The following is a 14186-nucleotide window of genomic DNA, read 5'->3' as shown; positions in this document are numbered from 1 at the left end:
TATCGCGAGCAGGCTCGCTCCCACAGGTGCGGTATCGGGTTTCGGGTTTCCTTGATTGGCATCAACCCCCAATCCGACGCCACGGGATAACCTCGAATAAACCATCGCCCGATGATCAAGGGCGACCGAGGCGTCCATGAGTTATCCGCTGTTTCTGACCTTGCACCTGTTTGCCGCGCTGGTTTTCATTGGCACGGTGTTCTTTGAGGTGTTGTTCCTGGAGAGCATCCGCAAACAGCTGCCCGCCAAAGTCATGGTGCTGCTGGAGCAGGGCATCAGCCGGCGCGCCCGACAGTTGATGCCCTGGGTGTTGCTGACGCTGTTCGGTGCCGGCGCTGCCATGGTCTGGTTGCGCTATTGGCCGGTGTTGTCGGCGCCGCTGGCGTCCTCGTTCGGCTTGCTGCTGGGGCTCAAGATTGTGTTGGCGGGCAGTGTGCTGGGGCATTTTCTGTGGGCCATGTGGCTGTTCAGAAGCGGGCGCATGAACGCCCGTTACGTGCGGATCATCCATACCAGTGTGTTTATCCATCTGGTGGCGATCGTGCTGTTGGCCAAGGGTATGTTTTACCTGACCTGGTGAGCCGTTGCGGCCGGTATCCAAGGCGCTTGATACAGGTCAAGGCGCCCCACCAAGTTAAGTCCGACACTGTGCCTGCGCAGCCACTCGGAGATTGTCATGTTCGACCTGTTCCACACCCTCGGCGATAGCCCCCCGCAGCGTATCCCGGCGGTGGCTGATGTCGATTGCCCGGTCGGTACGCGCAAATTCCATACGGGCATTGGCTCGCTGGATTTGCTCCGGGAGTTGCGCGACAGCCGCCATAAACGGCGGCCGCTGTCCCTGGCGGTGCATCTGCCGTCGCGTTTGCGTTTGTCATCGTGTTCGCCCCTGGCGAGTGTATGCCGGTGTGGTGAGATCGAGGGCTACCTGCAACACCTGACCTATGAAATCGGCCTGGTCGGTTGTCACTTGGGCACAGGACGTCGGGTCGAGGCATTTTGCCTGACCGGCGGCACGCCGGTGATCGCCCATTTGCAGCGGCTGATGGATGACCTGCGCAAGCGTTTCGAGTTCGGCGAATACGACAGCGCCGAACACAGCATCGAGGTCGACCTGCATCACACCGACTGGTCCACCATGGGGCTGATTCGCGACCAGGGGTTCACCCATGTCAGCATCGGTGTGCCGGACATTGGCCTGGACAGCGATTTATCCGTTGATTGCTATCAGAACCCCGCACCGATTCATTCGCTGATCGATGCCGCGAGAACCTTTGGCTTCCGTTCCATCAACATCGACCTCGGTTATGGTCATGCCTGGCAAACGCCCCATAGCTTCGCGCGCAAACTGGCCACGCTGATCGAGCTGGAGCCAGACCGACTGCACGTGTTCGACTACGCCCATGCGCCATATCGCTATCGTTCGAAAAAACACCAGCAGGCGGGAGCCTTCAGCAGCCAGGCCGATACAGACACCATGCGCCGGATCTGCTGTGAGCAACTGACCGGGGCGGGGTATCACTACATCGGGCTGGGGCAGTTCGTCAGGGCAGACGATGACCTGGCCGTCGCCCAAGAGCACGGGCGCCTGCATCGCAATTGCCAGGGTTTCACCCGGCGCGGTTGCTGTGATCACTTGGGTTTCGGCCTGGCGGCCATCACTCAGATCGAACACTTGTACGTGCAGAACACCGATGACCTGCTTGAGTACTGCCAGCAACTGGACGCCGGGCAGTTGCCGGTGTCTCGCGGCTGGCGCTGTGAAGCGCAGGACCTGCTCAGGGCCGCAGTGACCGAGCAACTTGCCTGCGATCTGGAGCTGGATATCCCGGCTATGGAAGCGCGTTTCGGGCTGGTGTTGCGCGACTATTTCGCGTCCATCTGGCCGCAGCTGGAGGCGTTGCGCAGCCAGGGTTTGATCGAATTGACCAGCCGTTTTATCGGCATCTTGCCCGCCGGGCGCCTGAGTGTGGATGCGATCTGCAATCTGTTTGATCCAGCTCCCGACGACGCAGGCATTTTGACCGGCCCCTTTGACAGGTTGACCCCATCATGAATGCTGTATCCGCTTTCAATCGCGCCCTGGTCGAGAAGTACGACCGTCCGGGACCGCGCTACACCTCCTATCCGACCGCCCCGCAGTTTCATCAGGCCTTTGCCATGGATGAGTACCGCCAGGCCGCCGAGCTGAGCAACCAGGCGCCGGTGCCCAAGCCGCTGTCGGTCTACATCCATATTCCGTTCTGCCAGAGCCTTTGCTACTACTGCGCGTGCAACAAGATTATTACCCGCAAGACCCATCGCGCCGCTGAATACCTGACTTACCTCAAGCGTGAGATCGGCCTGCAGGCGGCGCTGTTTGATCGTTCGCGCAAACTGACGCAACTGCACCTGGGCGGTGGCACGCCGACCTATCTGACCCATGAGCAACTGGCCGAGCTGATGGAGTGTCTGCATCAGTCGTTCGACATGGACGACAGTGACGCCCATGAGTTTTCCATCGAGGTCGATCCGCGGACCATCGGTGCGCAACAGATCCAGGGGCTGCGCCAACTGGGGTTCAATCGCCTGAGCTTCGGCGTCCAGGATTTCGATGCCCAGGTGCAGGCCGCGGTCAATCGGGTGCAGAGCGAGGCCCAGGTGGTCGAGTTGGTGGAGGCTGCCCGCCTGGCGCGTTTCAAGTCCGTCAGCGTCGATCTGATCTACGGCTTGCCGCTGCAAACCATCGCCAGTTTCGATGTGACCCTGAGCAAGATCATCGCCCTGCGTCCCGACCGGATCGCCGCCTACAGCTATGCGCATCTGCCGCAACGGGTGCGGGCGCAACGGATGATCCGACCCGAAGACATGCCGCCGCCGGAGCGCAAGCTGGAGCTGCTGGAACTGACCATCAATCGTCTGACCGAAGCCGGTTATGTCTACATCGGCATGGACCATTTCGCCTTGCCGGACGACGAGTTGGTGCGCGCTCGGGTCCAGGGCTCGCTGCAACGTAACTTCCAGGGCTATTCCACCCATGCCGATTGCGACTTGATCGGCCTGGGTGTGTCTTCGATCGGTAAGGTCGGTGACAGCTATGGTCAGAACGTCAAGGAGCTTTCCCAGTACTACGCTCGCCTGGATCAAGGCCTGCTGCCGGTGCAGCGGGGCTATCGCCTGAGCGACGATGATCGGTTGCGCCGCGAGGTCATCAGCGAGTTGATGTGCCATGGGCGGATCGATTTCAACCGGATTCAGATCAGTCACGGTGTGGGGTTCAACGAGTACTTTGCCGATGCCCTGGTCCGGCTTGAGGAACTGGTGCGCGACGGCCTGCTGGAGATCCACCCCGACTCGCTGGTGCTGCTGCCCCAGGGCCAATTGATGATGCGCAACGTGGCCATGGCGTTCGATGCGTATCTGGAGACAGGTCAGGCGGTTCAGTATTCGCGTACGGTTTGACGTTATGACGAGCGCTGGCTGTTCCCGCCGGGCTGCGCCGCTGCGCAGCCAGCGGGGATAAATCCCCTCGCCACAGGAAATACGACAGGTTGATTTGCACTTCAACCGCCGGGCTGCAGCACCCTGCGCAGAAACACCGCCGTTCGGCTCTCTCGACACTCGGCCACCTGCGCCGGAGGCCCGCATACCACGACTTTTCCGCCCTGGTTTCCAGCGCCCGGGCCGATGTCGATGACCCAATCACTCTGCGCCACCACGCGCATGTCATGTTCCACCACCACCACGCTGTGGCCTTCATCCACCAGGCGATTCAATTGCACCAGCAAGCGATCCACGTCCTGGGGATGCAAGCCGTTGGTTGGCTCATCCAGCACGTACAAAGTGGCGCCCCGGGCTTTGCGCTGCAGCTCGGTTGCCAGTTTGATGCGCTGGGCCTCGCCGCCGGACAGTTCCGTGGCCGGTTGGCCCAGGCGCAGATAACCCAACCCGATATCCTGCAACACTTGCAATGAACGCTTCGCCGATGCCTGTTCGGCAAACACCTCAAGTGCCTGGTTCACGGTCAGTTGCAACACCTGAGCGATGTTCAGCCCCTGCCAGTTCACTTCAAGGGTCTGGGGGTTGTAGCGATCCCCGTGGCACGTGGGGCAGGGCGCATACACGCTGGGCATGAACAACAGCTCGACGCTGACGAAACCCTCGCCCTCGCAGGTTTCGCAACGGCCTTTGGCGACGTTGAAGGAGAACTGTCCGGCATCGAAACCCAGTTCCCGCGCCTGGGGCGTGGCGGCGAACAATTTACGTACGTGATCGAACAGTCCGGTGTAAGTGGCGAGGTTGGAGCGCGGGGTGCGGCCGATGGGTTTCTGGTCCACCTGGACCAGCCGTTTGACCGCCTCAAGCCCGGCGGTGACATGGCCACCGCTGGTTTGCAGCGGTTCATCTTCCAGGCTGTGTTCGTCGGCTTCGGCGTTGTGGCTGGCCTGGCCCAGATGGCCGCCCACCAGGTCCAGCAGGGCCTGGCTGACGAGGCTGGATTTCCCCGAACCGGAAATGCCGGTCACGGCGCTGAAGCAACCCAGGGGAAAGGCGGCGCTGAGGTTGTCGAGATTGTTGCGGGTGATGCCTTCCAGGCGCAACCAGTGCTTGGGTGTTCGAGGCATACGCCCAGCAGCGGTGTCTTGGGCAAACAGGTAGGCGCGAGTGCGTGACTCAGGCACCTGACTGAGGCCCGCCGGCGGGCCGCTGTAGAGGATCTTTCCGCCTTGTTCCCCCGCATCGGGACCCACGTCAATGAGCCAATCGGCGCGGCGCATGGTGTCCAGGTCGTGTTCGACCACAAATACGGAGTTACCCGAAGCCTTGAGGCGTTGCAGGGCCTGGAACAGCGCTTCGCTGTCGGCCGGGTGCAGGCCAGCGGAGGGTTCGTCCAGCACATAGATCACCCCGAACAACTGGGAGTTGAGCTGGGTTGCCAGGCGCAGGCGTTGCAGCTCGCCGGACGACAGCGTCGGCGTGCTGCGCTCCAGGGCCAGGTAGCCGAGGCCCAGGTCGATCAGGGTGACGATGCGCTCCAGCAATTCAGTGGCGATGCGTTGCGCGGCCAGGCGTTTTTCCAGGGAAAGATTGTGGGTGTGGCGCGCATCAGGCCCGCCGGCGTGGGGATTTTCGCCCCGGGCCGCGCGTTGCTCGCGGGCCTCGCGGGTTTGCTGGTGGGTCAGGGTTGTTCCCGGTTCCTCGGCTTGCGCCAGATAATCGGGGGCGGCAACGCCCTTGAGCACCTCGGCCAGTTCCAGCAACGGCAGGTGGGACAGTTCGGCGATATCCAGACCGGCAAAAGTCACCGTCAGTGCCTGGCGCTTGAGGCGTTTACCCTCGCACACCGGGCAAGGGCTGGCGCGCATGTATTGCGCCACGCGTTTGCGCATCTGAGCGCTTTGGGAGTGCATGAACGTGTGCAACAGGTAGCGTCGGGCGCCGCTGAACGTGCCCTGATAGCTGGGCTCGAGTTTGCGCTTGAGGGCGGCGCGGGTCTGGGCTGGGGTGAGCCCGGCGTACACCGGGACGGTGGGGGTTTCTTCAGTGAAGAGAATCCAGTCACGCTGCTTTTTCGGCAGGTCGCGCCAAGGAACGTCGACGTCATAACCCAGGGTTACCAGAATGTCCCGCAGGTTCTGGCCTTGCCAGGCCATGGGCCAGGCCGCTACGGCGCGCTCGCGGATGGTCAGCGAAGGGTCCGGCACCATGGACGCTTCGGTCACTTCATAGACCCGACCCAGGCCATGGCATTGCTGGCAGGCGCCCTGTGGGGTGTTGGGCGAGAAATCCTCGGCGTAGAGCATGGGTTGGTCGGCCGGGTAGCTACCGGCCCGGGAGTAGAGCATGCGGATCAGGCTCGACAAGGTGGTGACGCTACCCACCGAGGATCGTGCGCTGGGCGTGCCGCGTTGTTGCTGCAAGGCCACCGCGGGCGGCAGGCCTTCGATGCTGTCCACGTCCGGCACGCCCACCTGATCGATCAGGCGCCGGGCATAAGGCGCGACTGACTCGAAATAACGGCGCTGGGCTTCGGCATACAGCGTGGAAAAGGCCAGCGACGACTTGCCCGACCCCGACACGCCGGTGAATACCACCAGGGCATCGCGGGGGATGTCGACGTCGACATTCTTGAGGTTGTGTTCCCGGGCACCCCGCACCCGGACGAAGCCGGTGTTTTCAGACGGGGAAGCGAAGCGTTGGGGCATGGAGCGTTCCTTTGGTGTGGCGGGGCAAATTCTTGCAAGTTGATTTCAATCAAGGGCAGGGCAGGGGGGCGACCCCTACCATCGGCGCCAAGATCCTGTCTTCAAGACCTGGCGTCCATGACCCCTCCTTTTGCAACGTTGCCCCCGTCCCGATTCTGGCTTTATGGCCTGTGCGTTCTACTGCTTTTGCTCGCGGGCCTCGCCCAGGCCAAAGACTACGGTGATATCCAGCAACAGCGCATCCACCATGTTCTGAGCCAGACCGACTCAATCTCCGAGTCCGAAGGTCCTTACAAAGTTCGCAAACTGTCCGCTGCCGGCAAGGTCGTGGGCTATGTGTTCCAGAGCTTGGATGTGGTGGACATTCCCGCTTACTCGGGCAAACCCATCAACGTCCAGGTGATCCTTGATCCGGCCGGTGTGATCCTCGACGCTTTTGTGCTTGAGCACCACGAACCGATTCTACTGATCGGGATTGCCGAAGAAAAACTCCACGCGTTCAGTGCCCGCTACAGCGGCATCCAGGTCAATCAACGGGTGGTGGTGGGGCATTCCAGCGACCCGAACGCGGTGACGGTGGATGCAATTGCCGGCGCCACTGTGACGGCGATGGTGGTCAATGAAGTCATCATGCGCGCCGCTCACGATGTCGCGGTTTCCCTGGAGCTGGTCAAGGGGGACGCGGGGTTGGCGGTGGCGCCGGCACGCGTGCGCGATGACCTCTACGAGCCCGCCGACTGGAAAACCTTGACCGGCAACGGCGCGGTGCGTCGCCTGCACCTGACGCGCGGCCAGGCCGATGCTTCCTTCAAGGGGACCGAGGCCGAGGGCGTCGAAGCCGCCAGCGCCGAACAAGCGGACGACACGTTCATTGACCTGTACGTCACTCACCTGAACCCGCCCACCATCGGCCGCAACCTACTGGGCGAGGCGCAATACCGCAGGTTGATGGCCGAGCTCAAACCCGGCGAGCAGGCCATCGCGGTGATGGGCAGCGGGCGCTATTCCTTCAAGGGTTCGGGGTATGTGCGCGGCGGCATTTTTGATCGCGTGCAGGTGCGCCAGTTCGGCGACGCCATCAGCTTTCGCGACCTGGACTTCCAGCGCCTGGACGACGTGGCGGCCGCGGACATGCCTGAGTTCGACGAAATGGCGGTGTTCATCGTCCGTGCGTCCCACCGTTTCGATCCAGGATCGCCCTGGAGCCTGGAACTGCTGGTGCGTCGCCAGACCGGTCCTGTCAGCGGCATCTTCAGCAGTTTCGAGCTCGGTTATCAATTGCCCGAGCCGTATCTGGAACGACCATTGCCGACCGCTGAACAACTGGCGGCGGCTGAAGAAGCCAGCCGGCCGATGTGGCTGACCCTCTGGTACCAAAAAAGCGTCGAGATCACGGTACTTGGGGTGGCCCTGCTGGTGCTCACGGCGATCCTGTTCCTGCAAGATGCGCTGGCCCGACGGCCGAAACTGTTGCACTGGGTCCGCCGTGGCTACCTGCTGTTCACCGTGGTGTTTCTCGGTGGGTATGCCTTGGCACAGTTATCGGTGGTCAATGTGCTGACCTTCGTTCATGCCCTGTTCGAAGGCTTTCGCTGGGAACTGTTCCTCACCGACCCGCTGATTTTCATCCTCTGGGTGTTCACCGCCGCCAGCATCCTGCTGTGGGGGCGCGGGGTGTTCTGCGGGTGGTTGTGTCCGTTCGGCGCGTTGCAGGAGTTGCTCAACGAGCTGGCGCGCAAATTGAAAGTGCCGCAGTACGAGCTGCCATTCGCCGTTCACGAGCGACTCTGGGCTATCAAATACATCATTTTGCTGGTGCTGTTCGGCGTCTCGCTGGAGTCAATGTCCAGCGCCGAGCGGTTGGCCGAAGTGGAACCCTTCAAGACCGCCATCACCCTCAGGTTCGACCGTCAGTGGTGGTTCGTGGTCTACGCAGCGGGCCTGCTGGTGATCAACCTGTTCACCCGCAAAGTCTATTGCCGCTACATCTGCCCGCTGGGGGCCGCCCTGGCGATGCCGACCCGGCTGCGGCTGTTCGATTGGCTCAAGCGCCGCAAGGAATGCGGCAACCCCTGCCAGCTGTGCGCCAAGGAATGCGAGATCCAGGCGATTCACCCCGATGGCCGGATCAACGCCAACGAATGTCACTACTGCCTCGATTGCCAGATGACTTGGCACAACGAAAACAAATGCCCGCCGCTGATCAATAAACGCAAAAAGCGCGGCAAGGCGGCCGTGACCGATCCTCAGTTGATTGCCGTGGTGCAGGTGAACCCGGCGCCTTGAGGTTGCCAATGGCCTGTCCCTTGACCCTTTCATTTTTCATGGAGCACACAGCATGAGCGATAAAAAAACCGAAACCAGCGGCACGGTCGAAGCGCCCAAGGGCGTCAGTCGTCGGGGTTTCCTGGGCACCAGCGCGGTGACTGGCGCGGTGCTGGCCGGCGCCACGGCGTTGGGTGGCGCGGTCTTTACTCGAGAGTCCTGGGCCGCAGCAGCCAAGGAGGCCAAGTCCAAAGTACACGTCGGCCCCGGCGAGCTGGACGACTATTACGGTTTCTGGAGTGGTGGCCATCAGGGCGAAGTGAGGGTGTTGGGCGTGCCGTCCATGCGCGAGCTGATGCGTATTCCGGTGTTCAACGTCGACTCGGCCACCGGTTGGGGCCTGACCAACGAAAGCAAGCGCATCCTGGGTGACAGCGCCAAGTACCAGAACGGCGACTGCCATCACCCGCACATCTCCATGACCGACGGCAAATACGACGGCAAATACCTGTTCATCAACGACAAGGCCAATTCCCGGGTCGCGCGCATTCGCCTGGACATCATGAAGTGCGACAAGATTCTCACCGTGCCCAACGTGCAAGCCATCCATGGCCTGCGCCTGCAAAAGGTGCCGTACACCAAGTACGTGTTCGCCAACGCCGAATTCGTGATCCCGCACCCCAATGACGGCCGAACTTTCGACCTGCAAGACAAGAACAGCTACACGATGTTCAACGCCATCGATGCCGAGAAGATGGAGATGGCCTTCCAGGTGATCGTCGATGGCAACCTGGACAACTCCGACGCCGACTACACCGGCAAGTACGCCGCCAGCACCTGCTACAACTCCGAGAAGGCCTACGACCTGGGCGGTATGATGCGCAACGAGCGCGACTGGGTGGTGGTGTTCAACATCCCGCGCATCGAAGCGGCGATCAAGGCCGGCAAGTTCATCACCCTGGACGGCTCCAAGGTGCCGGTGGTCGATGGCCGTAAAACCGATGGCAAGGACAGCGCGTTCACCCGCTACATTCCGGTGCCGAAGAACCCTCACGGGCTCAATACCTCCTCCGATGGCAAATACTTCATCGCCAACGGCAAGCTGTCGCCTACCGTCTCGATGATCGCCATCGACCGGCTGGATGACCTGTTCGACGACCGCTACAAAGACCCTCGCGAGGTGATCGTCGCAGAGCCGGAGTTGGGCCTGGGGCCGCTGCATACCACCTTCGACGGGCGCGGCAACGCCTACACCACCTTGTTCATCGACAGTCAGGTGGTCAAATGGAACATGGACGAGGCCATCCGCGCCTACAAGGGCGAGAAGGTCAACTACATCAAGCAAAAACTCGACGTGCAGTACCAACCCGGCCACAACCACGCGTCCCTGACCGAAACCAGTGAGGCGGACGGTAAATGGCTGGTGGTCCTGTGCAAATTCTCCAAGGACCGCTTCCTGCCCACCGGTCCGCTGCACCCGGAGAACGACCAACTGATCGACATTTCCGGCGACGAGATGAAGCTGGTACACGACGGCCCGGCTTTCGCCGAACCCCACGACTGCATTCTCGCCCGGCGTGACCAGATCAAGACCCAGAAAATCTGGAGCCGCACCGATCCGTACTTTGCCGAAACCGTGGCCTTGGCCAAGAAGGACGGCATCAACCTGGAGACCGACAACAAGGTCATTCGCGACGGCAACAAGGTGCGGGTGTACATGACCTCGATGGCGCCGGCCTATGGCCTGACAGAGTTCACTGTCAAGCAAGGCAACGAGGTGACGGTGACAATCACCAATATTGACCAGATCGAAGACGTCTCCCACGGCTTTGTCATGACCAACCACGGCGTGAGCATGGAGATCAGCCCGCAACAGACCTCGTCCATCACCTTCATCGCCGACAAGGCCGGTTTGCATTGGTACTACTGCAGCTGGTTCTGCCACGCCCTGCACATGGAAATGGTCGGACGCATGCTGGTTGAGAAGGCCTGAGCAGGTTCATCGAGGAGGCAGGTTAAATGACCGGCAACCAGCAACAGCCCGCGGGCTACGCTCGCGCACCGGTCATTGCCCTGGTGCTCCTCCTGGCGGGCGGCGCGCTTGCAGCGCCGCAGCCGATCACCGACCTGCCGTTGCAGGCCGACGGTGAACGGCAATGGCGCCTGCCCGCGGGGCAGTACCGGGGGTCGTTCAGCATTGACCAGCCGATGACCCTGACGTGTGCGCCGCACGCCGTATTCCAGGGGCAGGGCCAGGGCAATGCCTTGATCATTCGCGCGCCCAACGTGCAGATCCAGGGTTGCACCTTCCTGGACTGGGGGCATGACCTCACGGCCATGAATGCTGCGGTGTTCATCCAGCCTGGCGCCCAGGGGGCCGTGGTGCGTGCCAACCGCATGCAGGGCCCGGGTTTCGGTATCTGGGTCGATGGCACGCGGGATGTCAGCCTGATCGATAACCGCATCCAGGGCGATCCCGGGCTGCGCTCCCAGGACCGGGGTAACGGCATCCACTTGTACGCGGTACACGGTGCCCGGGTGATCGGCAACCAGGTCCGCGAGACTCGCGACGGCATCTACATCGATACCTCCAACGGCAACCTGATCGAGGGCAACCTCCTGGAGGATCTGCGCTATGGCGTGCATTACATGTTCGCCAACGATAACCGTCTGTTGGGCAATATCACCCGGCGCACCCGCACCGGTTATGCCTTGATGCAAAGCCGCCAACTGACGGTCATCGGCAACCGCTCCGAACAGGATCAGAACTACGGGATCCTGATGAACTACATCACCTATTCCACTCTGCGCGACAACGTGGTTACCGATGTTCGCGACGGGTCCACCGGCGACACCATGATCAGCGGTGCCGAGGGCAAGGCCCTGTTCATTTACAACTCATTGTTCAACCGCATCGAAGGCAATCATTTCGAGCGCAGCGCGGTGGGCATCCACCTGACCGCCGGCTCGGAGGACAACCGCATCACCGGCAACGTTTTCGCCGGCAACCAGCGCCAGGTCAAATACGTGGCCACGCGGCTGCAGGAATGGTCGGTGGACGGGCGCGGCAATTACTGGAGTGACTACCTCGGCTGGGATCGCAACGGCGACGGGCTCGGGGACGTGGCCTATGAGCCCAACGACAACGTCGATCGCCTGCTGTGGCTGTACCCCCAGGTTCGGCTGTTGATGAACAGTCCGGGTATCGAGCTGCTGCGCTGGGTGCAGCGGGCGTTCCCGGTGATGAAATCCCCTGGGGTGATGGACAGCCATCCATTGATGGAGGCGCCGCGCCAACCCCCGCTACGCAACAGTGCTCAGGAGGACGTGTCTTGAACGTCGTCGAGATTGAAGGCGTCAGTCAGCGCTATGGCGATGTCGCCGTGTTGCGCGGGCTGAACCTGGACCTGGCCCAGGGCGAAGTGCTCGGCCTGTTCGGGCATAACGGTGCGGGCAAGACCACCACCATGAAGCTGATACTCGGCCTGCTCCGGGCCAGTGAGGGTCAGGTGCGGGTATTTGGCCGGGCGCCCAGTGATCCGGGGGTGCGGCGAATGCTCGGTTACCTGCCGGAAAACGTGATGTTTTACCCGCAGTTGAGCGGGCTGGAAACCTTGCGCCATTTCGCCCGGCTCAAGGGCGCGGCTCCAGAACAGGTCGAGCGCTTGCTGGAGGAGGTCGGGCTGGCGGAAGCGGCCAGCCGGCGGGTGCGCACGTACTCCAAGGGCATGCGCCAACGCCTGGGGCTGGCCCAGGCCTTGCTCGGCCAGCCGCGGCTGCTGTTGCTGGACGAACCCACTGTTGGCCTGGACCCCATCGCCACCCAGGACCTCTATCAACTGCTCGATCGCCTGCGCTGGCAGGGCACCAGCATCATTCTTTGTTCCCATGTCTTGCCGGGTGTGGAAGCGCACATCAATCGCGCCGCGATTCTCACCCAAGGGCGTTTGTTGGCCCTGGGCAGCCTGGCGCGCTTGCGCGAAGACGCGGGGCTGCCGACGCTGATCCGCGCCTCGGGCCTGTCACGGGCCGACTGGCTTCGCCAGCATTGGCGCAGCGAAGGGCACGCCACTCAAGGTTGGGGCGCGCAAGGGCTGCAAGTGTCCGCACCCGATGGCAGCAAACTTAAATTGCTGCGCCAGCTACTGGCCCAGGATGACCCGGCGGATGTCGAGATCAAACCGCCGTCCCTGGAAGATCTGTACCGCCATTACATGGTTCGCGCGGCGCTTGAGGAGACTGGCTCATGAACCCGATCTGGAACATGGCCCGCAAGGAGTTCAGTGACGGCTTGCGCAACCGCTGGTTGTTGGCGATCAGCCTGTTGTTCGCGGTGCTGGCCATCGGCATCGCCTGGCTTGGCGCGGCAGCGTCCGGCCAGTTGGGTTTTACCTCGGTGCCGGCGACGGTGGCGAGCCTGGCCAGCCTGGCAACGTTCCTGATGCCGTTGATCGCGTTGCTGCTGGCCTATGACGCGATTGTCGGCGAGGACGAGAGCGGCACCTTGCTGCTGTTGCTGACGTATCCGTTGGGGCGCGGCCAGTTGCTGCTGGGCAAGTTTGTCGGTCATGGGCTGATCCTGGCCCTGGCGACCCTGATTGGCTTCGGCTGCGCGATGGTCGCCATCGCCCTGCTGGTGGACGATATCGAGCTGAGTCTGCTGCTCTGGGCGTTTGGCCGCTTCATCGTGTCCAGCACGCTGCTGGGGTGGGTTTTCCTCGGGCTGGCTTATGTGCTGAGCAGTCTGTCTGCGGAAAAATCCACCGCCGCCGGCCTGGCGCTGGGGGTGTGGTTTTTCTTTGTGCTGGTGTTTGACCTGGCGTTGCTGGCGCTGCTGGTGCTGAGTGAAGGCCGCTTCAGCCCGGATCTGCTGCCCTGGCTGTTGCTGTTCAATCCCACCGATGTGTATCGGTTGATCAACCTGTCGGGGTTCGACCCCGGTTCCAGCGGCGCGGCGGTGCTGACCCTGGGCAGCGACCTGCCGGTGCCCGGACCTTGGCTCTGGTTGTGCCTGTGGTTGTGGATGGCTGTGCCGTTGTGGCTGGCCTATCGGCTATTCAATCGCCGCTGCCCGTGATTTCTTACGTTGATAAAGGGAGCCTATAACGATGAACAGGGTGTATGTGAAGACGGGCCGATGGCTGGCCGGGGTGTTGGTGTGCCTGGCGCTGGTGGCATGCGGCAAGACTGAGTTGCCACCGGCCTCTAAGGCGACGCTGGCGTTCCATCCCAGTGATGAATGCCACGTGTGTGGCATGGTGATCACGGATTTTCCCGGGCCCAAGGGGGCGGCGGTTGCAGCCGGCGGCGTGAAGAAGTTCTGCTCGCCGGCAGAAATGCTCGGTTGGTGGCTGCAGCCGGAGAACCATCGGGCTGACGTCCAGCTGTACGTCCACGACATGGGCCGCAGTCACTGGAATACCCCGGATGATGAACATTTGATCGACGCGCGGAGTGCGTACTTCGTGCTCGGGTCGGGACTCACAGGCGCCATGGGTGTGGTCCTGGCTTCCTTCTCCGACGCCCAGGCGGCAGAAAAACTCGCCCGCGATACCGGCGGCCGGGTGCTGCGTCTGGAAGACATCGATCAGAAGCTGCTAGGACAGGCAACCGCCATGTCGCCGATGAGTCATTGAACCAGCAGCCGGCTCCCGCTGAGGCGCGCAGGCGCCGCGTAGAAACCGTGTAGGAGCCGCATAGGAGCCGCGTAGGAGCTGACGAGTGCAACGAGGCTGC

At 62.2% G+C, this 14186-nt stretch carries 10 protein-coding genes; 9 read left to right on the top strand and 1 reads right to left on the bottom strand.

Translation table 11 applies throughout. The annotated features are described in order from the left end of the window. The first annotated feature begins 136 nt into the window (after window positions 1-136). From HU811_RS17085 to hemN, 3 genes are all read left to right on the top strand, one after another. On the top strand, window positions 137-580 hold the full coding sequence (locus HU811_RS17085) for a CopD family copper resistance protein (RefSeq protein WP_186657088.1): 444 nt from the start codon (window positions 137-139) through the stop codon (window positions 578-580). A 96-nt stretch (window positions 581-676) separates the two neighbouring features. After that, window positions 677-2056 carry an oxygen-independent coproporphyrinogen III oxidase gene (locus HU811_RS17080; RefSeq protein ID WP_186657086.1) on the top strand — a complete coding sequence of 460 codons (1380 nt, stop codon included), beginning with the start codon at window positions 677-679 and terminating at the stop codon, window positions 2054-2056. Beyond that, a complete protein-coding gene (gene hemN, locus HU811_RS17075) occupies window positions 2053-3441 on the top strand; it encodes an oxygen-independent coproporphyrinogen III oxidase (RefSeq protein WP_186657085.1) in 1389 nt (462 codons plus the stop codon). The genes HU811_RS17080 and hemN overlap by 4 nt, the downstream gene beginning before the upstream one ends. Before the next feature lie 101 nt (window positions 3442-3542). Here the strand turns inward: hemN and HU811_RS17070 are convergent, their stop codons facing one another. Further along, window positions 3543-6185, bottom strand: coding sequence for an excinuclease ABC subunit UvrA (locus tag HU811_RS17070; protein WP_186657083.1), 2643 nt, complete (start codon window positions 6183-6185; stop codon window positions 3543-3545). Between the two features lie 117 nt (window positions 6186-6302). Between HU811_RS17070 and nosR the strand changes: the two genes are divergently transcribed. From nosR to HU811_RS17040, 6 genes are read left to right on the top strand one after another with little or no spacing between them, the layout of a single operon-like run. Continuing rightward, window positions 6303-8471 (top strand): transcriptional regulator NosR, encoded by a 2169-nt coding sequence (nosR, locus tag HU811_RS17065; RefSeq protein WP_186657080.1) that lies wholly within the window; start codon window positions 6303-6305, stop codon window positions 8469-8471. A 52-nt stretch (window positions 8472-8523) separates the two neighbouring features. Next, window positions 8524-10443 (top strand): TAT-dependent nitrous-oxide reductase, encoded by a 1920-nt coding sequence (nosZ, locus tag HU811_RS17060; protein ID WP_092453749.1) that lies wholly within the window; start codon window positions 8524-8526, stop codon window positions 10441-10443. 26 nt (window positions 10444-10469) lie between these two features. After that, entirely contained in the window at window positions 10470-11786 is a 1317-nt protein-coding gene (locus HU811_RS17055; RefSeq protein WP_186657078.1) for a nitrous oxide reductase family maturation protein NosD, read from the top strand. After that, window positions 11783-12700 carry an ABC transporter ATP-binding protein gene (locus HU811_RS17050; RefSeq protein ID WP_092398482.1) on the top strand — a complete coding sequence of 306 codons (918 nt, stop codon included), beginning with the start codon at window positions 11783-11785 and terminating at the stop codon, window positions 12698-12700. Before HU811_RS17055 ends, HU811_RS17050 begins: the two co-directional genes overlap by 4 nt. Further along, window positions 12697-13527: an ABC transporter permease gene (locus tag HU811_RS17045; protein WP_092398480.1), complete on the top strand. Its 831-nt coding sequence runs from the start codon at window positions 12697-12699 to the stop codon at window positions 13525-13527. The genes HU811_RS17050 and HU811_RS17045 overlap by 4 nt, the downstream gene beginning before the upstream one ends. A 31-nt stretch (window positions 13528-13558) precedes the next feature. Continuing rightward, window positions 13559-14086, top strand: a complete 528-nt coding sequence (locus HU811_RS17040; protein WP_186657076.1) for a nitrous oxide reductase accessory protein NosL — start codon at window positions 13559-13561, stop codon at window positions 14084-14086. Window positions 14087-14186: the final 100 nt, after the last annotated feature.

The sequence above is a fragment of the Pseudomonas tehranensis genome (genome assembly GCF_014268615.1).
GTDB lineage: Bacteria > Pseudomonadota > Gammaproteobacteria > Pseudomonadales > Pseudomonadaceae > Aquipseudomonas > Aquipseudomonas tehranensis.
The sequence above is the reverse complement of the archived record's forward strand: the minus strand, read 5'-3'. Positions and strand labels throughout refer to the sequence as shown.